At 69.7% G+C, this 19054-nt stretch carries 20 protein-coding genes; 7 read left to right on the forward strand and 13 right to left on the reverse strand.

Annotated features, from left to right (window positions below):
• Nucleotides 1–101 precede the first annotated feature (101 nt).
• The 4 genes from ABZV40_RS29985 to ABZV40_RS30000 are packed head-to-tail and all read left to right on the forward strand — an operon-like array spanning nucleotide 102 to nucleotide 3593.
• Nucleotides 102–782 (forward strand): response regulator transcription factor, encoded by a 681-nt coding sequence (locus tag ABZV40_RS29985; protein ID WP_355448770.1) that lies wholly within the window; start codon nucleotides 102–104, stop codon nucleotides 780–782.
• Entirely contained in the window at nucleotides 779–2152 is a 1374-nt protein-coding gene (locus ABZV40_RS29990) for an ATP-binding protein (protein ID WP_355448773.1), read from the forward strand. The genes ABZV40_RS29985 and ABZV40_RS29990 overlap by 4 nt, the downstream gene beginning before the upstream one ends.
• Entirely contained in the window at nucleotides 2149–2658 is a 510-nt protein-coding gene (locus tag ABZV40_RS29995; protein WP_355448776.1) for a hypothetical protein, read from the forward strand. The genes ABZV40_RS29990 and ABZV40_RS29995 overlap by 4 nt, the downstream gene beginning before the upstream one ends.
• Nucleotides 2659–2666: 8 nt before the next feature.
• Nucleotides 2667–3593: an o-succinylbenzoate synthase gene (locus ABZV40_RS30000; RefSeq protein WP_355448779.1), complete on the forward strand. Its 927-nt coding sequence runs from the start codon at nucleotides 2667–2669 to the stop codon at nucleotides 3591–3593.
• Here the strand turns inward: ABZV40_RS30000 and ABZV40_RS30005 are convergent.
• From ABZV40_RS30005 to ABZV40_RS30040, 8 genes are all read right to left on the reverse strand, one after another.
• Nucleotides 3583–4698, reverse strand: coding sequence for a CapA family protein (locus ABZV40_RS30005; RefSeq protein WP_355448782.1), 1116 nt, complete (start codon nucleotides 4696–4698; stop codon nucleotides 3583–3585). The two genes, ABZV40_RS30000 and ABZV40_RS30005, sit on opposite strands and share 11 nt — an antisense overlap.
• A gap of 5 nt (nucleotides 4699–4703) precedes the next feature.
• Nucleotides 4704–5300 (reverse strand): SRPBCC family protein, encoded by a 597-nt coding sequence (locus tag ABZV40_RS30010; protein ID WP_355448785.1) that lies wholly within the window; start codon nucleotides 5298–5300, stop codon nucleotides 4704–4706.
• Nucleotides 5297–6115 (reverse strand): xanthine dehydrogenase family protein subunit M, encoded by an 819-nt coding sequence (locus ABZV40_RS30015; RefSeq protein ID WP_355448787.1) that lies wholly within the window; start codon nucleotides 6113–6115, stop codon nucleotides 5297–5299. The genes ABZV40_RS30010 and ABZV40_RS30015 overlap by 4 nt, the downstream gene beginning before the upstream one ends.
• On the reverse strand, nucleotides 6112–8538 hold the full coding sequence (locus ABZV40_RS30020; protein ID WP_355448790.1) for a xanthine dehydrogenase family protein molybdopterin-binding subunit: 2427 nt from the start codon (nucleotides 8536–8538) through the stop codon (nucleotides 6112–6114). Before ABZV40_RS30020 ends, ABZV40_RS30015 begins: the two co-directional genes overlap by 4 nt.
• Entirely contained in the window at nucleotides 8535–9080 is a 546-nt protein-coding gene (locus tag ABZV40_RS30025) for a (2Fe-2S)-binding protein (protein ID WP_355448834.1), read from the reverse strand. Before ABZV40_RS30025 ends, ABZV40_RS30020 begins: the two co-directional genes overlap by 4 nt.
• A 78-nt stretch (nucleotides 9081–9158) precedes the next feature.
• Nucleotides 9159–10250 (reverse strand): XdhC/CoxI family protein, encoded by a 1092-nt coding sequence (locus ABZV40_RS30030; RefSeq protein ID WP_355448793.1) that lies wholly within the window; start codon nucleotides 10248–10250, stop codon nucleotides 9159–9161.
• Nucleotides 10243–11217 carry a VWA domain-containing protein gene (locus tag ABZV40_RS30035; protein WP_355448796.1) on the reverse strand — a complete coding sequence of 325 codons (975 nt, stop codon included), beginning with the start codon at nucleotides 11215–11217 and terminating at the stop codon, nucleotides 10243–10245. The genes ABZV40_RS30030 and ABZV40_RS30035 overlap by 8 nt, the downstream gene beginning before the upstream one ends.
• Nucleotides 11214–12044: a MoxR family ATPase gene (locus ABZV40_RS30040; RefSeq protein WP_355448799.1), complete on the reverse strand. Its 831-nt coding sequence runs from the start codon at nucleotides 12042–12044 to the stop codon at nucleotides 11214–11216. The genes ABZV40_RS30035 and ABZV40_RS30040 overlap by 4 nt, the downstream gene beginning before the upstream one ends.
• A gap of 79 nt (nucleotides 12045–12123) precedes the next feature.
• On the opposite strand from ABZV40_RS30040, the gene ABZV40_RS30045 reads away from it, so the two are divergent.
• Nucleotides 12124–12354, forward strand: coding sequence for a PspC domain-containing protein (locus ABZV40_RS30045; RefSeq protein ID WP_355448802.1), 231 nt, complete (start codon nucleotides 12124–12126; stop codon nucleotides 12352–12354).
• A 12-nt stretch (nucleotides 12355–12366) separates the two neighbouring features.
• On the opposite strand, the gene ABZV40_RS30050 is transcribed toward ABZV40_RS30045, so the two are convergent.
• From ABZV40_RS30050 to ABZV40_RS30070, 5 genes are all read right to left on the reverse strand, one after another.
• Complete coding sequence (locus tag ABZV40_RS30050) at nucleotides 12367–13734, reverse strand: beta-N-acetylhexosaminidase (protein ID WP_355448805.1); 1368 nt, start codon at nucleotides 13732–13734, stop codon at nucleotides 12367–12369.
• Complete coding sequence (locus ABZV40_RS30055) at nucleotides 13731–14552, reverse strand: carbohydrate ABC transporter permease (RefSeq protein WP_355448837.1); 822 nt, start codon at nucleotides 14550–14552, stop codon at nucleotides 13731–13733. Before ABZV40_RS30055 ends, ABZV40_RS30050 begins: the two co-directional genes overlap by 4 nt.
• Nucleotides 14553–14560: 8 nt before the next feature.
• Nucleotides 14561–15445: a sugar ABC transporter permease gene (locus ABZV40_RS30060; protein ID WP_355448808.1), complete on the reverse strand. Its 885-nt coding sequence runs from the start codon at nucleotides 15443–15445 to the stop codon at nucleotides 14561–14563.
• Between the two features lie 2 nt (nucleotides 15446–15447).
• Nucleotides 15448–16725, reverse strand: a complete 1278-nt coding sequence (locus ABZV40_RS30065) for an extracellular solute-binding protein (protein ID WP_355448810.1) — start codon at nucleotides 16723–16725, stop codon at nucleotides 15448–15450.
• 78 nt (nucleotides 16726–16803) lie between these two features.
• Nucleotides 16804–17463 carry a copper homeostasis protein CutC gene (locus ABZV40_RS30070; protein WP_355448813.1) on the reverse strand — a complete coding sequence of 220 codons (660 nt, stop codon included), beginning with the start codon at nucleotides 17461–17463 and terminating at the stop codon, nucleotides 16804–16806.
• A 332-nt stretch (nucleotides 17464–17795) separates the two neighbouring features.
• On the opposite strand from ABZV40_RS30070, the gene ABZV40_RS30075 reads away from it, so the two are divergent.
• Together ABZV40_RS30075 and ABZV40_RS30080 are read left to right on the forward strand one after the other, a co-directional pair.
• Nucleotides 17796–18401 (forward strand): sigma-70 family RNA polymerase sigma factor, encoded by a 606-nt coding sequence (locus ABZV40_RS30075; RefSeq protein ID WP_355448816.1) that lies wholly within the window; start codon nucleotides 17796–17798, stop codon nucleotides 18399–18401.
• Nucleotides 18398–18883, forward strand: a complete 486-nt coding sequence (locus tag ABZV40_RS30080) for a carboxypeptidase regulatory-like domain-containing protein (RefSeq protein ID WP_355448819.1) — start codon at nucleotides 18398–18400, stop codon at nucleotides 18881–18883. The genes ABZV40_RS30075 and ABZV40_RS30080 overlap by 4 nt, the downstream gene beginning before the upstream one ends.
• The last annotated feature ends 171 nt before the right edge of the window (nucleotides 18884–19054 follow it).

Below are 19054 nucleotides of genomic sequence, written 5' to 3' on the forward strand. Positions count from 1 at the left end.
CGTTCGGTGATGGCTGGGCAACAACCGCGCACGGATGGTCGTTACGCAACGATGACGCGCCAAGGACGTCCTCATGAGACCCGTCGGGAAGGCTGGAGGGCATGCCGCGCGTACTGCTGATCGAGGACGACGAGGCGGTCCGGGAGGGACTGTCGCTCGCCCTGACCTACCAGGGACACACCGTGGACGCGGTGCGCACGGGCGAGGAGGGTCTCGAGCTGCTGATGAGCGTCGCGCCGGACGTGGTCGTGCTGGACCTGATGCTGCCGGGCGTGGACGGGTTCGAGGTGTGCCGCCGGATCCGCGCGTCCGGCGACCTGCCGATCATCATGCTGACCGCGCGCAACGACGACATCGACGTGGTGGCCGGGCTGGAGGCCGGTGCCGACGACTACGTGGCCAAGCCGGCGCAGGCCCGCGTGCTGGAGGCCAGGATCCGCGCGGTGCTGCGGCGGTCGTCCGTCCCCGCGCCCGAGGTCGTGACCGAACGCCACGGGAGTCTGACGATCGACCGCGAAGGGCTCGTGGTGACACGGCTCGGCCAGCCGGTCTCGCTGGCACCGACGGAACTGCGGTTGCTGCTGGAGCTGTCCTCGTCGCCGGGCCGGGTGATGTCCCGGCAGCAGCTGCTGGAGTCCGTGTGGGACCAGGGCTACCTCGGCGACTCGCGGCTGGTCGACGCGTGCGTGCAGCGGCTGCGGTCGAAGATCGAGGACGACCCGGCGGCGCCGCGGTACGTGCAGACCGTGCGCGGCTTCGGTTACCGCTTCGGACCGCTGTGACGCTGCGTCTGCGGCTGCTGCTCGCCTTCGCGCTCGTGAGCGTCGTGACCGCGGTGGCCGTGGCGGGTGCCGGGTACGTGCGGGCGCGGGACGCGATCGTGCAACGGGCGCAGGACAACGCGGTGATCGAGACGACCAACCGGGTGGAGCAGCTGTACCCGTTGCCCGCCCGTCCGGCGGACACGGCGGCCCTCGAACGGATCGCGGGGCGGGTGTCCGGACGCGAGGGCCAGGCATTGGCCTCGGCGAACGGGTTGTCGGCCGGTGGCATGGATCCCTCGGTGATCACGCAGGAACTGCGCGCGCTGGTGTCGACCGGACGTGTCGGCTGGCAGCGCGTGCCGTACGCGGGCGGGGTGTGGCTCGTCGTGGGCATGCAGCTGCGGGTGTCCGAAGGCGGGTCGTCCGGCATCGAGGTGTTCGTGCTGCGGCCGTTCACCTCGGAGATCGAGGTCGTCGACGAGCTCGCGCGCAACGCGTGGCTGATCGGCGGTGCGGGCCTGCTGCTGGCGCTGGGAATGGCGTTCCTCGCGGCACGCGGGGTGCTGCGACCCGTCCGCGACCTGCGGATGGCGGCTTTCCGGCTGGGACAGGGCGACCTGGCCGCGCGGGTGCCGGTGCGCGGGCGCGACGAGCTCGCCGCCGTGGCCACCACGTTCAACAGCACGGCCGCCTCGCTGGAACACCACGTCGGTGAGCTGCGGCGGATGGAAGCCGACGCACGGCGGTTCGTCGCGGACGTGTCGCACGAGCTGCGCACGCCACTGGCGGCCATGACCGCGGTGACGGACGTGCTGGACGCCGAGACCGCTGCCCTGCCGGGCGTCGCCGGGCAGGCCGCGCGGCTGGTGAACCGGGAGACGCAGAACCTGGCGCGGCTGGTCAACGACCTGATCGAGGTGACGCGGTTCGACTCGGGGACGGCGGCGCTGGCGCTGGACGACGTCGACGTCGCGGAGGTGGTGGCGCGGACGCTGCGGATGCGCGGGTTCGACGTGACGGCCTCGCTGCCCGAGGGCGTGCGGGCCCGGCTGGATCCGCGACGGCTGGACGTGATCGTGGCGAACCTGGTCGGCAACGCGTTGCGGCACGGCACCCCGCCGGTGACCGTGTCGCTCTCGGTCGCGGACTCGTCGCTGGTGATCGAGGTGGCGGACGCGGGACCGGGGCTGCCGGCGGACGTGCTGCCGCACGTGTTCGCGCGCTTCTACAAGGCGGACTCGGCGCGCGGGCGGTCGGAGGGGTCCGGGCTGGGGCTCGCGATCGCGTGGGAGAACGCCCGGCTGCACGGTGGCACGCTGGTCGCCGCCAACCGTCCGGGTGGCGGGGCGTTGTTCACGTTGCGGCTGCCGCTGGGAGGTGAGCGGTGAGGCCGAAAATTGTCGGTGCTGCCTGGGAGAATGGTTTTAGGGGGACCCCCTGGAGGGGACCCCTGCGCAAGCTCGCCCTCGGCCTGGTCCTCTTCGTGTCGGCGTGCGGGATCCGGCCGACCGACCCCATCCCCGGCCTCGAAGCACCGAGCGGACCGGTCGAGAACACCTCGCCCGCGCTGTACTGGGTGTCCGGAGGCTCGGTCGTCCCGGTCAAGCGGTCGCAGGGCAGTCTGAGCGGCTACGACGTCGTCGCCCTGCTCGCCCAGGGCCCCACCACTTCCGAGCAGAACCGCGGCCTGGCCACCGAGGTCCCGTTCGACGCCGCCCCCGCCACCGTCGACCGCGTGGCCGACGGCCTCGACGTCACGATCTCCACCGACGTCTCGCTGCTCAGCAAGGCCGCCGTTCAGCAGATCGTGTGCACGTTGCTCGGCCTGCAGAACGTCGGCGCGGTCAACCTGCGCGGCGGCGGTCATTCGCTGGAGCTGCAGAAGTGCGCTTGAATCGGCGCGTGCACGTCTACTCCATCCCGATGCGCGCCCGGTTCCGCGGCATCACCCGGCGCACCGGACTGCTGTTCGAGGGACCGGCCGGGTGGGGCGAGTTCTGCCCGTTCGAGGAGTACGACGACGACGAAGCCATGCCGTGGCTCGCCTGCGCGTTGGAGGCCGCCAACGACGGCTGGCCGGCACCGGTGCGCTCCCGGATCCCGGTCAACTGCACCGTTCCGGTCGTCGGGCCGGAGAAGGCGCACGAGATCGTGGCGCGGTCGGGCTGCTCGACGGCCAAGGTGAAGGTCGCCGAGTCCACGCTCGCGGAGGACTGCGCGCGGCTCGAAGCCGTCCGGGACGCGTTGGGGCCGACCGGGTTCGTGCGGGTCGACGCGAACATGATGTGGGACGTCGACACGGCCGTGACCGCGATCAAGGCCATGGACCGGGCGGCCGGTGGCCTCCAGTACGTGGAACAGCCGTGCCACACGCTGGACGAGCTGGCCGAGGTCCGCAGACGCGTCACCGTGCCGATCGCCGCGGACGAGTCGATCCGCAAGGCCGAGGACCCGCTCGAGGTCGCCGTGTCCGGTGCCGCGGACATCGCCGTGATCAAGGTGGCGCCGCTCGGCGGCGTCCGCAAGGCGCTGGAGGTGGCCGAAGCGTGCGGGCTGCCGTGCGTCGTCTCGTCGGCGCTGGAGACGTCAATCGGCATGGCGGCCGGGGTCGCGCTGGCGGCGGCACTGCCCGAGCTCGACTACGCGTGCGGGCTCGCGACGCTGCAGCTGCTGGACGGTGACGTCACGAGCGACTCGCTCGTGCCGGTCGACGGGTACCTGCCGGTGCTCGCCGAGCCGCCGGTACCGGACCGCATGACGCAGTTCGAGAGCGCGGACCCGGCGTGGATCGCGAGGTACGAACGGGTGCTGGCCAAGCTCAGGGCTTAGCCCTGGTCAAGCCCTGCCCGTTCGCGCCCATGCTGAACACCACGCCCTCGGTCCGGTTGATCGCCTCGGTCCGCCGCGCCGTGGCGGGCACCCGGGTCAGGTCCACCAGCCGGATCGGCGGTCCCAGCTCGACCAGCGTCGGCGTGTAGGACGCCTCGACGACCGACCAGCCCTCCGGCCCCTGCTCGAACTTGAACCGCGCGATCAGGCCCTCCTCGGTGACTCCGCGCGGCTCCGAGTGGCGGGCGACCTCGTTGCCCATGCCGTACACGACCCACTTCTTGCCGATCTTCTCGAACGGCTGCACCACGTGCACGTGCGTGCCGATGATCAGGTCCAGCGCCGGGTCGGCGAGCAGCTGGCGGGCCAGGGCCTTCTGCTCCTCGGTCGCCTCGTGCTGGTACTCGTTGCCCCAGTGGATCGACAGCACGACGACCTCGGCGCCCGCCTCGCGGGCCTTGCGCGCGTCGGCGAGGATCTTGGCGACGTTGATCTGGTTCGCGCGCCACGGGTCGGGCAGCGGGATGCCGTTGAAGCCGTAGGTGAACGACAGCTGGGCCACCTTCACGCCGCCCGCGTCGAGGATCAGCGGTGCGGCGGCCTCCTCCGGCGTGCGGAACGAGCCGGTGTGCTTGAGGCCGACGGCGTCCAGCGCGTCCAGCGTCGTCTGGATCGCGCCGACACCGCGGTCCAGCGTGTGGTTGGACGCGGTCGAGCACGAGTCGTACCCCACGTCGACGAGCGCCTTGGCCACCTCGGGCGGGGCGATGAAGGCCGGGTAGCCGAAGAACGGCCCGTCCTTCGTGCCCAGCGGGATTTCCAGGTGGCAGATGGAGAGATCGGACTTCAGGGTGTCCTTGATGCCCGCCAGGAGCGGCAGGAAGTTCCGGCCGGCGGCACCGCCGTCCGCGACGGCCTGGTCGGTCAGCGCCGGGTGGATCAGGATGTCGCCGCCCGCGGTCAGCGTGAACGACCGCGCCGGAGGCGGGCCCGACGAGGTGGTCGACGACGGCGTGGGGGCCGCGGTGGTGACGACCACCGGCGAGCCCGTGCACCCGGCCAGCGCGAGGCCGGTGGCCAGCACGAACGCCGGCCACCGGACCACACGCCTCAGCGCTGCCGCCTGCGTCGCAGGACCACGAACAGCACGACGGCCAGCACGACGGCCGCGATGGGCAGCACGCGCTTCAACACCGGAACGCCTGCTGTGTCGATCAGGTCGATCGGCTCGTCGGGAACCACTCGGAGATGCTGCTGTTGCGCCACCTCGTCAGGATCCACTGAACCCAGCGTGCCCGCCAGGCATTCCGCGAACTGGGCGACGAGCTTGCCGCTGACCTCGGCGATCAGGCCGCGACCGAGCTGGGCCGGGCGGCCCGTCACGCTCAGGTCCGTCTCGATCTCGACCGTGTCGCCCACCTGGAACGTCACCAGAGCCGACGCCGTGCCGTTGCCGCGGGTGTCCTTGCCCGCGGCTTTCAGGACCGCTCTGCGCAGCACCGGGTCGATCTCCACGAACTCGCCGCTGCCCCGGTACAGCAGCTGCACCGGGCCGAGCTTCACCTTCACCTCCCCGCTGAACGTCTTGTCGTCGACCGAGGTCAGCGTGGCGCCCGGCAGGCACGGCGCCACGCGTTCGGGGTCGAGCAGTGCCTCCCAGACCTCCTCGGCCGGGGCGGGCGCGACGAACGAGTGCGTCAGCTTCATCCCGTGACCGCCGCCGTCAGCGCACGGCCGGTCAGCACCCGAGCCAGGTTGTCCTTGTAGCCGTCACCGGTGGACGCCCACCGGGCCGCCTCGGCGATCGCCGACACGGGCTGCCCGACCAGTGCCGATTCCACGTCGACCGCGCGCACCGGCCCGGACCCCACGTTCGTCAGGCCGATCCGAGCGGCGGCGATCGTGCCGTCGCGGACCTGCACGGCCGCCGCGACCGCGACGATCGCCCACGCCTGCGCGACCCGGTTGAGCTTCTCGTAGTGCGCGCCCCACCCGGTGTACTTCGGCACCCGGACGTCGATCAGGATCTCGTTCGGAGCCAGTGCCGTTTCGAAGTAGTCGACGAAGAACTCCGACGCGGGCACCTCACGACGGCCGTCAGGCCCGGCGATGATCATCACCGCGTCCAGCGCCAGCACGGGTGCGAGCAGGTCGCCCGCCGGGTCCGCGTGACACAGCGAGCCGCCGAACGTGCCGCGGTGGCGGACCTGCGGATCTGCCACTGTGTCCGTGACCAGCTTCAGCAACAACGCGTGGTCCTGGATCAGATGGTCGCGCTGCACCTCGTAGTGCGTGGTCATGGCACCGATGAGCAACGAGTCGCCGTCGTCCCGCACGCCCGTCAGCTCGGTCAGCCCGCCGATGTCGATCAACGCCGTGGGTGCCGCGAGCCGCATGCGCAGCACCGGCACGAGCGACTGGCCGCCCGCGATGATCTTCGCGTCCTCGCCCTCCTCTGCGAGCATCCGCACGGCTTCGTCCACAGAGGACGGTGTGAGGTACCGGAACTCCGCGGGGATCACGACTGTCCTCCCTGCGCGTCGATGGAGCCGAGACCACCGGCGGCCACGTCGCCCGAACCGTCGGCCGACCGGCCTTGCAGCGCGTTCCACACCCGTTCCGGCGACAACGGCATCTCGATGTCCTTCACACCCAGGTGCCGCACGGCGTCCAGCACGCCGTTCACCACCGCGGGCGTCGAGGCGATCGTGCCCGCCTCACCGACTCCCTTGGCGCCCAACGGGTTCGAGGTCGCCGGTGTCGAGGTGCGCGCCGTGATGAACGCGGGCAGGTCCGCCGCGGACGGCACCAGGTAGTCCGCGAACGTGGCCGTCGTCAGCGTGCCCGTCTCGTCGTGGACCGCCTCTTCGTACAACGCCTGCGCGATGCCCTGAGCCAGTCCGCCGTGCACCTGACCGTCGACGATCAACGGGTTCACGACCGTGCCGACGTCGTCCACCGCGACGTAGGACCGGATCCGGACCACACCTGTCTCCGTGTCGACTTCCGTTGCGCACAAATGGGTTCCGTGCGGGAACGAGAAGTTGTCGGGGTCGAACGTGGCGTCTGCGTCCATGCCGGGTTCCATGCCCTCGGGCAGGTCGTGCGCCACGTGCGCGGCCAGCACGACATCGCCCAGCGACCGGACCGTCGAAGTGCCGCGCACGGAGAACGACCCGGACGCGAACTCCACGTCCGCCTCGTCGCACTCCATCATGTGCGCGGCCAGCCGCCGGGCCTTGGCGAGCACCTTGTCCGCCGCGTGCACGAGGGCGGTGCCGCCGACGGCCAGCGAACGCGAGCCGTAGGAGTCCATGCCCTTGTGCGACGAGGCCGTGTCGCCGTGCAGCACCTCGACGTCCTCGAACGGCACGCCGAGCTTGTCGGCGACGATCTGCGACCACACCGTCTCGTGGCCCTGCCCGTGCGGCGAGGTCCCGGTGATCACCTCGACCTTGCCGGTGGGCAGCATGCGGATCGACGCGGTCTCCCATCCTCCCGCGCCGTACCGCAGAGCGCCGAGCACGCGGGACGGCGCCAGGCCGCACATCTCGGTGTAGGTGGAGATCCCGATGCCGAGCTGCACCGGGTCACCCGAGGCACGGCGGCGTTGCTGCTCCTCGCGCAACGACTCGTAGTCGAACAGCTCCAGTGCGCGGGCCGTCGCGGCCTCGTAGTCGCCGGAGTCGTAGGTGAGACCGGCGACCGTGGTGAACGGGAACTCGTCGTGCCTGATCCAGTTCTGCTCGCGGATCTTCAGCGGGTCCACGCCCAGCTCGGCCGCGAGCTCGTCCATCATCCGCTCGATCGCGAACGTGGCCTCCGGCCGTCCGGCACCGCGATAGGCGTCCGTGGGCACCTTGTTCGTGAACACGTTGGTGCACACGAACCGGTAGGCCGCGAACTTGTAGATCGCGTTGAACATGAACGCGCCCAGGATCGGGATGCCCGGCGTCACCAGCCGCAGGTACGCGCCCATGTCGGCGAGCAGCTCGACCTTCAGCCCGGTCACCGTGCCGTCGCGGCGGGCGGCCAGCGTGATCTTCTGGAGCTGGTCGCGGCCGTGGTGGCCCGACAGCATCGACTCGGTGCGCGACTCCGTCCACTTCACCGGACGGCCCATCCGCCGCGCCGCCAGCAGGCAGAGCAGCTCCTCCGGCGTGACCTGGAGCTTGCCGCCGAACCCGCCACCGACGTCCGGCGCGATCACCCGGATCCTGTGCTCGGCGATGCCCGTGACGGCCGAGAGCATCCAGCGCAGGATGTGCGGGATCTGCGTCGCGGACCAGACGGTGAACATGCCGGCGCTCGGGTCGACGACGACCGACCGCGGTTCCATGAACGCCGGGATCAGCCGCTGCTGCCGGAACGTTCGTTCCAGCACGACCTCGGCGGCGGCGATCTCGTCCTCGACGTCGGTGCCGCTGCCCGCCTCCGCGGAGTCGTAGACCCACGTGGCGCACTTGTTGGTACCGAGGTCCGGGTGCACCAGGTCGCGGTCCCGCAAGGCTTCTTCCAGGTCGAGCACGACCGGCAGCTCGTCGTAGTCGACGTCGATCGCGGCCAGCGCGTCGGCGGCGCGGTAGGCGTTGTCGGCGATCACCAGCGCGACCGCCTCACCGGCGAAGTTGACCTGGTCGACGGCCAGCGCGGGTGCCGGCGGTGACTTCATGTCCTCGGTGATCGGCCACGCGCACGGCAGCGAGCCCTGCTCGGCGGCGAAGTCCTGACCGGTCAGCACGATCGCCACGCCGGGCATCGCGGTGGCGCGGCTGCAGTCGATGTTGCGGATTCGGGCGTGCGCGACGGGACTGCGTAGCACGGCCATGTGCAGCATGCCGGTCAGCTGCAGGTTGTCGGTCCACCTGGTCTGACCGGTGATCAGGCGGGCGTCTTCCTTGCGGAGCCGGGCCTTGCCGACCTCCGGCTCCGCGGTGGCGGTCATTCGCCACCTACCGGTTGTTCGGCCACAACGGATTCATCCCGAAGAGAGTCGCTGTGTTGTTCCATCTTCGGACCGGCGCCGGGCCGCATCCGGTGCGCGGCGTCCTGGACCGCGCGGACGATGTTCTGGTAGCCCGTGCAGCGGCAGAGGTTGCCCTCCAGGCCTTTTCGCACGGTCTCGTCGTCGGGATCCGGCTCGTCGGCGAGCAGGTCGATGGCCTGCATGATCATGCCGGGCGTGCAGAAACCGCACTGCAGAGCGTGGTTGTTGCGGAACGCCTCCTGCACCGGGTGCAGCTTGCCGTCGCGGGCGAGGCCTTCGATCGTGGTGATCTCGTGTCCGTTCGCCTGGACGGCGAACATCTGGCACGACTTGACGCTGTGACCGTCCAGATGCACCGTGCAGGCCCCGCAGTTGCCGGTGTCGCAGCCGACGACGGTGCCGGTCTTGGCCAAACGTTCCCGCAGGTAATGGACGAGCAGGAGCCGGGGTTCGACTTCGTCGGCGTACGTCACTCCGTCGACGTTGACCGAGATGTGCATGAACCCTCCCAGGGGTGGGGACAGCATGTGACGAGGGCCACCCCAGCCTCCTCCCCTGTTCGGCGTTCAACAACCCGATCAGTGGTGGATCGGTTCACCAAGATCGACCAACCGGCGACCGCTTCCCTTCCACCGCAAGGAAATGATCTCGGCGGCGATCGACACCGCGGTCTCCTCCGGCGTCCTGGCGCCCAGGTCCAGGCCGATCGGCGAGGCCAAAGCCCCCAGCTCGCTCTCGGTCAAACCCGCTTCCCGCAACCGTTGCAGCCGATCTTCGTGCGTACGGCGGGACCCCATCGCACCCACGTAGCCGACCTTCAGTCGCAACGCGACCTCCAGCAGCGGCACGTCGAACTTCGGGTCGTGGGTCAGCACCGCGATCACCGTCCGCTCGTCCAGTTTGGACGCTTCGCCTTCGAGATACCTGTGCGGCCAGGCCACGACGACCTCGTCGGCCTCGGGAAACCGGCTGCGGGTGGCGAACACCGGCCGTGCGTCGCAGACGGTCACGCGGTAGCCGAGGAACGCGCCGAGCCGGGCCATCGCGGCCGCGAAGTCGATCGCGCCGAACACGAGCATGCGCGGCGGCGGTTCGAACGAGTTCACGAACACGCTCATGCCCTCGCCGCGCCGCTGACCGTCCGGCCCGTACCGCAGCACGCCGCTGCGCCCGGAAGCCAGCATGCCGCGCGCGTCGTCCGTGACGGCGTCGTCGGCACGCGCGGAACCGAGGGTCCCCGCCCGTCGATCCGGCCAGACCACCAGACGGCGGCCGATGCCGTCCGGGTGCTCGATCACCGTCGCGACGGCCACCGGCTGCTCGGCCCTGACCGTCTCCACGACCTCGCCGAGCTGCGGAAACGTCTCGGCGTTGATCTTCTCGACGTAGATGTCGATGATCCCGCCGCAGGTCAGCCCGACCGCGAACGCGTCGTCGTCGCTCACCCCGTACCGCTGCAGCACCGGCGCATCGATCTCCTGCGCCAGGTCGTAGACGGCACCCTCGACGCACCCGCCGGACACGCTGCCGACCGCCTCGCCGTCCTGCGTCACCAGCATCGCGGCGCCCGCCGGCCGCGGTGCCGAGCTGAAGGTCGCGACCACGGTGCCGACACCGACCGTCTCGCCGTTCGCCACCCGTTCCGCGAGCTCGAACAGGACGTCACGCACGACGCACCTCCTTCAGCAGTTCCTCCAGCGCGTGCACGCTGTGCCCGGCCACCATCCTGTCGACGTGCGGCAGCGCGGCCACCACACCCTGCTGGACCGGCCGGTAACCGGGTTTGCCGGCGTGCGGGTTGGCCCAGATGACCTGGTGACTCACCCGTTTCAGCCTCGCCATCTCCGCGGCCAGCAGCGCCGGGTCGCCGCGTTCCCAGCCGTCGCTGAACAGCACGACCACCGCACCCCGTTGCCGCCACTGCTGGTTGAACCGCCGCAGCGCCTCGCCCAGCCTGGTGCCGCCCTCGTAGTCCGGGATGGCCCGCCCGGCGGCCCGCAACGCCCGTTCGGGATCGCGTTCGCGCAGCTGTCGGGTCACGCGGGTGAGCCGGGTGCCGATCGTGCGGACCTCGACGGGCATCGCGTGCGCGATCACGTGCGCGAACCGCAGCAACGCGTCCGAATACGCCGCCATCGAGCCGGAAACGTCGATCAACAGCACCAGCCGGCGGGCTTTCTCGCCCCGCCGGCGGTGGCGTGGCCGGGCGATCTCGCCGCCCGTCTCGATCATCGCGCGGACCGTTCTGGCCAGGTCGATGCGGCCGCGGCGGGCCTTGCGGAGCCTGCGGGACCGCCGGCGCGGCGGGACCGGTTTCAGGCGCTGAATCAGCGGTGCCGCGTTGAACTCGGAGATGTCCTTGTGGCGCAGCACTTCCACTTCGGAGGCCGCGACACCGACCGACACCGATTCGAGCTCGATCGACGTGCGCGGCCGTGGTGGTGTGCCACCGAAGTACGCCCGGTAGGCGGCGTCGTAGCGCGGCAGGTCGTCCGGATCGGAACAAAGCGTGAGGCGCCCGGCCCAGTAGAGGTCGACGTGCGCGGTGGCCCGCAGATAGGCCTGGACGCGATCGGGGCCGCACGCGAGCCCGGCGCCCCGCAGGACGCGCGTGAACCCCACGCAGGCTTCCGTCACCCCACGATTGTGCTCCCGATCACCCGTTCCGCGTCTTCCCGGTACTTCAGCACGGCACCGAGCGTCGCCACGTCCGGCTCGGTGCGCCCCAACGCCTGCAACGCCCGCGCCCAGTCCAGCGACTCGGCGACACCGGGCGGCTTCAGCAGGTCGAGCCCGCGCATCTTCCGCACGGCCTCCGCGACCTGCCGCGCGAGCCGTTCGTCGAGACCGGGCAGGGTGCGGCGGAGGATCGCGACCTCCCGTTCCAGACCGGGGTGTTCGAGCCAGTGGTAGAGGCAGCGGCGCTTCAACGCGTCGTGCACCTCGCGGGTCCGGTTCGAGGTCAGCACGGTCAACGGCGGCGTCGAGGCCCTGATCTCACCGAACTCCGGGATGCTGACCGCGTTCTCGGACAGCACCTCCAGCAGGAACGCCTCGAACTCGTCGTCGGCCCGGTCGATCTCGTCCACGAGCAGCACGCACGGCGCGTTCTCCAACGCCTGCAGCAACGGCCTGGCCAGCAGGAACCGCCGGGTGTAGAGGGAGGCCTCGTCGGCCTCACCGCGGGTCTCCAGCACCCGCAGGTGCATGAGCTGGCGCGGGTAGTCCCAGTCGTACAGGGCCTGGGTGGCGTCGATGCCCTCGTGGCACTGGAGCCTGATCAACGGCACGTCCAGCGCCTTGGCCAGCGCCAGCGCGAGCGAGGTCTTGCCGGTGCCGGGTTCACCTTCGAGGAACAGCGGCCGTCCCATCGCGACCGCGAGGAACGCCGCCGTGGCGATCCCGTCGTCCGGCAGGTACCCGGCGCGGTCGAGCCCTGACGCCAGTTCCTCAGGGGACTCCATGACCCTCAGCCTACGACTCAGGGTCGGATTCCGGGTGGTCACCGATGTGCCGAGCCCTCGAAACGACGACTCTTGAGCCATGACGAACAACGTGTTCAACGAAGCCACTGACCAGGTCAAGAAGCTCCGCCGCAGCCGGAGCGACAAGATGGTCGCCGGCGTCTGCGGCGGTGTCGCCAAGATGATCGGTGTCGACGCCGCGATCCTGCGGATCATCCTCGTGGCGGCCACGCTGCTGGGCTTCGGCGCCGGCGCGGTCCTCTACCTCGCCGCGTGGATCATCATGCCCGAGGAAGACGCTGCCGTGTGATCCGGGACGTGATCACCGTGGGAAACCGGGAACGCCAGGTAGCCGTTGCCAGGGGTGGGGACCGCTGAGGGGTCGGTACTCCACCCCCAGAGCATCGAGCCTGGGCAGGTGATGTTCCGCCAGCCGTTGCACGAAACCGGGATCCTTCTCCGCCGGGGACCACATGACCTCGGCGAACGCGGCCAGCCTCGGAAACGCCGCGTAGTCCACCCGCCGGGCCGAGTCGAGGTGCTCGGTCCAGATGTTCGCCTGCGCCCCCAGCAACCGGCCGGGCTCCGCGCCGGTCAGCCCGGCAGGCACCGGATCCCACGCGTAGACGTCCTCCAGCGTCGTCACCGTCCCCACCGGAATCGGCTCGTCCGGCGAGTCGCTCTGCCGGTAGTCCAGGTACACGTGCTGCTCGGGGCACATCACCACGTCGTGGCCCTCGCGCATCGCCGTGACGCCGCCCTCGACACCGCGCCACGACGCGACGATCGTGCCCACCGGCAGCGGACCGGACTCCAGGATCTCGTCCCACCCGTACGGTCGCCGGCCGTTGCGCACGACGTGCCTGGCAACGGCCCGCACCAGTTCACCGTCGTGGCCGGGAGCCTCGTCACCGCCGATTCCGATGATCTCGCCCGGGAACACGTCCATCAGCTCGTCGAACACGTTCCGATAGAAGTCCACAGTGGACTCCTCGGTGTTCAGCACGCGTTCGTTGATGCCCCAGTCCGTCCACACGCCGCCGCCGTGCACACCCAGTTCCGGGTAGGCCGCTATCGCCGCCTGCGAGTGACCGGGGAGGTCGATCTCGGGAATCACGACGATGTGCCTGGCCAGCGCGTACTCGACGATCTCCCGCAGGTCGTCCTGCGAGTAGAAACCGCCGTGCGGACGGCCTTTCATGCCCGCCGAGCGCCGGTCGCCGAACCGCGAGTCCTCCCGCCACGACCCGATCTCGGTGAGCTTCGGGTAGCGCCTGGACTCGAACCGCCAGCCCTGGTCGTCGGTCAGGTGCAGGTGCAGGACGTTGAGCTTGTGCGCGGACAGCAGTTCCACCCACCGCAGCACCTCCCGTTTGGGCAGGAAATGCCGTGCCACGTCGAGCATGACGCCGCGCCACGGGAACCGCGGGTGGTCGACGATCTCGCACGCGGGGATGACCGCCGGCCTCTCCCCCGCCATCCGGAACGCCCGCGGCCCGAGCAGCTGCCGCAGGGTCTGCAACGCGTTCATCTCACCGGCCGCGTCGTGCGCCTCGATCAGCACGCCGTCGTCGGACGAGATCAACCGGTAGCCGCCGGGCGGCCCGTCGACGAGAACCGCTTCCCAGCCCTTGTACTCGCACAGTCTTCCGCCATCCACATAGGACACCGGGCGCGGGAGGAGGTTCATCCCTTCACCGCCCCGGCCAGTCCGGACACCAGACGGCGCTGCACGAGCACGAAGAAGATCAGCACAGGGATGGTCATCAGGGTGGAGCCCGCCATGATCGCGCCCCAATCGTTCTGGTCGGGTTTGACGAACACCTGGAGAGCCAGCGGCAGGGTCTGGTTCTCCACGGCCGAGATGATGAACGTCTTGGCGAACAGGAAGTCGTTCCAGGCGTGGATGAACGACAGCACCGACGTGGCGACGAGCCCCGGCGCCACCAGTGGGAACAGCACCTGCCACAGGAACCGGAACCGCGAGGCGCCGTCGAGGGTCGCGGCCTCCTCCAGTTCCACCGGCACCGCCGCGACGAACCCGCGCAGCATCCAGATCGCGAACGGCAGGCTGAACGCGAGGTGCACCAGCACGAGCGAGCCCAGGTGGTTCAGGCCGAACGCGGGCACCGAGTCACCGACCGACCGCATCAGGAAGAACAGCGGCACGGTCAACGCCTCGACCGGCACCATCTGCACGACCAGCAGCATGATCAGCAACGTGGTGCGGCTGCGGAACCGGAAGCGGGTCAGCGCCGTGGCCGCCAGGAACGAGATGAGAATGCTCAGCGCCACCACGATCAGGGCGACGATGAGGCTGTTCCCCAGGTAGCGCCCGAAGTTCGCGACCGTGAGCGCCCGCGTGAAGCTCGCGAGCGTCGGCCTCGTCGTCCACGGCACCGGATCGGCCGAGATGATCTCGTCCTCCGGTTTGAAGGCGCTGAGAACCATCCAGAACAGCGGGAACGCCACGACCGCGGCGATCACGAGGACGAGCGCCTCGGTCATCCATCGCCTCACAGCGCCTCCCCGGATCGGCGCAGCGCGCGCAGGTAGAACAACGTGATCACCAGCAGCAGCACGGTCATCACGACACCGATCGCCGCGCCGAGCCCGTACTCCGACGCCGCGAACGCCTGCTGGTAGGCGTAGACGTTGAGCACGAGGTTGCGCCCGGCGATGCCACCGCCGTTCGTCATCACGTAGATCTGCGTGAAGATCTTGAAGTCCCAGATGATCGACTGGATCGTCACCACGAGGATGATCGGCCGCAGCAACGGCAGCGTGACGCTCCACGCCGTGCGGAACGCCGACGCGCCGTCCAGTGCCGCCGCCTCCAGCACCTCGCCCGGAATCGCCTTGATGCCCGCGTAGAGCGTCACCATGACGAACGGGAACGAGCACCAGATCACCTGTGCCGCAACGAGTCCGAACGCCGTCCACTTGTCGAACGTCCAGGAGAAGCCCTCCAGGCCGAGCACCTCGTTGACGAACCCGAAGTTCGCGTCGAAGAGGAACAGCCAGATCGTCGACCCGGCGACGGCGGGCGTGGACCACGCGCCGAGCGCCGCCAGGAACAACGTCATCCGCACCCACGTCCGCACGCGGGTCGCGAGGATCGCGAGGAACGCGCCCACCAGCAACGTGCCGGCCACGCAGACCGCCGCGAACGCGACGGTCTGCCCGAGCACCGTCCAGAACTGCCGGTCCCCCAACAGCTTCCGGTAGTTCCGCAGGCCCAGGAAGTGCAGCGGCGCACCACCGCTGACCTGCTCCTGGCCGTAGTCGTAGAGCGAGATGAGCACCAGCTGGTAGATCGGGTAGGCCAGCAGGCCCGCCAGCACCAGCAGCGCCGGTGTCAGGTAGGCGAACGCGGTCCGCCCCTGACCTCTGGCCGTCATGCTCACGACGCGAAGGCCGCGTTCATCGCCTGGGCGGCACCGGCGGTGGCCGCGTCGACGTTCTTCGCGCCGGTGGCGACCTCCTGGATCATCGTCGGCAGCACGGCCTGCGCGTCGATCTTCGCCCACGCCGGGGTGACCGGGACGAACCTCGTACCGGCCTGCAGGGTCCTGGTGAACGGCTCCAGGAACTTGTCCGAGTCGCCGACCTGCTTCTGCACGTCGGTGAACGTCGGCAGGTTGCCCATCGCCGTGTACATCTTCTGCTGGTACTTCTTCGACGCGAGCAGCTGCACGAACTCGTTCGCGAGCGTCCTGCGCTGGGTGCCCTTGAGCACGCCGAGCAGGTTGCCGCCGGCGAACGCGGGTGCGATCGAGCCCGCGGTCTTTCCGGGCAACGGCACCACGCCGTACTTGCCCGCGGCACTCGACGCGTCCACGGACTTGCGGTTGAAGTCGCCGCCGATGGTCATCGCGGCCTTGCCCGCGCGGAACTGCTCGACGCTCGCGTCACCACCGTTGCCGGCGCAGGTGGCGGGCGGGCAGATGTCGTCCTTGATCAGCTCGGTGTACTTGGCGACACCGGCCTTGGCCTCCGCGCTCTCGATGGCGGCGGTGTACTTGCCGCCGTCCTGCTCGGCGATGTCACCGCCCTGCGCCCAGATGAACGGCAGCGCGGCGAACACGTACTTGCCGCCGACCGAGATGCCGAGCAGTTCCGGTTTCTTCTGCCGGATCTCGCGCGCCGTCGTGGCGATCTCGTCGAGCGTCGTCGGCGGCTTCAGGCCGAGCTCGGTGAAGACGTCGGTGCGGTAGTAGAGCGCGCGGACGCCGACGAACCACGGCACGCCGTAGGTCTTCCCGCCGACCTTGGCCGTGTCGAGGATCGTCGGGACCAGGTCCCTGGACTCGGCCCACCCGCTCAGGTCGAGCTCGGAGAAGCCACCGGCGGAGACGTAGCCCGCGAGGTCGGTGTTGCCGAACTCGGCGACGTCCGGCGCGCTCTTGGGGTCGCTGAAGGCGGCCTTGAAGCGTTCCGCCCGGCTGGCCACCTGGATGTACTGGACGTCGACGGTGACGCCGCTGTGCCTGCCCTGGAACTCGGAGATCGCCTCCTTCACCACGGCTTCCTTGGGACCGCGGTTGACCTCGTCGAACAGCCACACCCGCAGCTGCCCGGACTGCTCGTCCGTGCCCGAGGTGGTCGGTCCGGACTGCACCGGTGCGCAGGCGACCACCGCGCCCACACCCAGCACGGCCACGAGTGCCTTCAGCCTCATCGCGCCCTCCGATTGCACATGTTGCAACGGCTATTTCACAGGAAGCAACGTGACTGTAGAACGGTCCGGGTCAAGGGTCTAGACCAGCCGGTCGACCCATTCCCGAACCGATGCGCTGTCGACCGGCCCGTCCCACCCGCCGGGCCGCACCGCACTGCCGACGTGGAAGCCGGTCACGCCCGCTGCCAGCAGTTCCGCGACGTGGCGTTGCTGGAGGCCGCCGCCGACGAGCAGCGCGGGAGGCGCCTGGGCGACGAGCTTCTTCAGGTTGTCGAGACCGTCCTCGACCCCCTTGGCGCTGCCCGCGGCGAGCACCGTGTCGCAGCCGAGCCCCTGAACGGCCGCCCACGAGCGGAAGACGTCGTTGGAGTTGTCGAGCGCGCGGTGGAACGTCCAGGCCGCGCCTTCCAGCTCGGCGACCAGGTTCAGCGTGACGCCCTCGTCGATCTCGCCGCCGGCGTCGAGGAAGCCCAGGACGAACTCGGTCGCGCCCGCTTCCCCGAGGTCGCGGGCCTGACGGCGGAGCTCCTTGAGGTTGCCGGGCGCGAAACCCGTGGCGTCCCTGAGCATCACGCGGACCGGGAGGTCGACCGCACTGCGCACCTCCTTGAAGGTGGCGACGGACGGAGTGAGGCCGTCGGAGGCCATGTCCGCGACCAGTTCCAGCCGGTGCGCGCCGCCCGCCTGCGCGGCCTCGGCGTCCCGTGCGTCCAGTGCGATCACTTCGAGAATAGGCATGGTCTAGACCATAACGCCGACGGAACCCGCGGCGGCAGTTTGTGCGTCAGAGGTGTATCTGCTCGCCGGAGTTCCGCTCTTTCCGAGTAAGCGCTCTGTTCAGTCGTGGAGCACGCGTCGGCCGGTTCGAGGGGTGCCGGCCGACGCGACTCCCACCATGGCGGCCCGTGATGCGGAGGGGGAATCACGGGCCGTCGGCGTACCCAGGGAAAGATGAAGGCGGCTGCGGCGGTGACACTGCTCCAATCGAGTGAATTTTGTATCTACCGCCCAGTCAGCCCTTCATGAGTTGGCGGACGGCGCTGACTGGGGCGGCCGATCGGAGGTGCTGCGTGGACGAGCTGCACACGGCGGATGACCGTCCGCCGTGGGACGGACTTGAAGGCACCGAACGGCACGCGGTGTGTGTGGCCGCCGCGCGCGAGGGCAACCGCGACGCACTGGACGTCCTGGTGACCGAGCTGAACCCGCTCCTGTGGCACGTGGCCCGAGGTCAGGGCCTGGACCGAGCCGCCGCGGAAGACGTCGTCCAGACCGTGTGGCTCGCGTTCTTGAAGAACATCGAGAACATCAACGAGCCGAAAGCCCTGGTCGGCTACCTGGTGGTCACGACGAGGCGTGAAGCACGCCGAACGTGGACACCCAACAAGCGTGAGACCCACCTGTCCGACGAATTCGCCGAGCAGCTCGAGTCCAACACCGGCCTGCCCGAGGACGTGACGCTGATGGACGACCGCGACCGCAGGCTGTGGCTCGCGTTCGGCCGCCTGACCACGAGGTGCCAGGAACTGCTCCGACTCACCGTGCTCGCGGGGCGCGCCGAGTACCGAGCGGTCGCCGAGGCACTCGCCATGCCCCACGGCAGCATCGGTCCGACCAGGGGACGGTGCCTGAACCTGCTGCGCAACTACCTGGAAACGGAAGGAGGATCGCGGTGAACGAGATCGACCCGCGCGACGACCGCAGGGGCCTTGAGGACACCGCCGTCCTCTCCGAACTGAATCGCCTGGTCGACGAACTCGACCCGCCACCCGCCGATCTGGTGGACCGGGTGAAGTTCGCGATCGCTCTGGAATCCCTGGACGTCGAGGTCGCACGCTGGGAGCGGGCCGGATCGTTCGCCGGCGTGCGTGGGGGGCAGACCGGCACCATCACGTTCACCGTGGACAACCTGACCCTGATGGTGAACTTCACCTCCACCGGGTCGCGCCACCGGATCGACGGCTGGCTGGTGCCTGCCGGAGAGCACACGGTCGAGGTGCGAGTGGCCGATCATCAGTCTTCCTGCACGCGGGCTGATGACGGCGGGCGGTTCGTGCTGCCGGACGTGCCTGCCGGGACCACCCAGATTCTGGTGCACCTGGTGAACTCGCGCGGGGAGCCTGGGCGGACAGTGGTGACACCGACGATCATGCTGTGACTTGTTGACTGGGGTTCTGGGGTTTGGTTGCGATGGATGACGAGACGGGTCATTTCATCGCCGCTTCGCGACGATAGCGATCGGGGCTTGACTTCGAGCCTCTGGCGAGATGCTTGTCGGCCTTCAAAAGCCGGGCACAGTAGCATCTCGCACTCAAAGTCAAGCCCCAAT

The sequence above is a fragment of the Lentzea sp. NPDC004782 genome, from assembly GCF_040609115.1.
Taxonomy (GTDB): Bacteria; Actinomycetota; Actinomycetes; order Mycobacteriales; family Pseudonocardiaceae; genus Lentzea.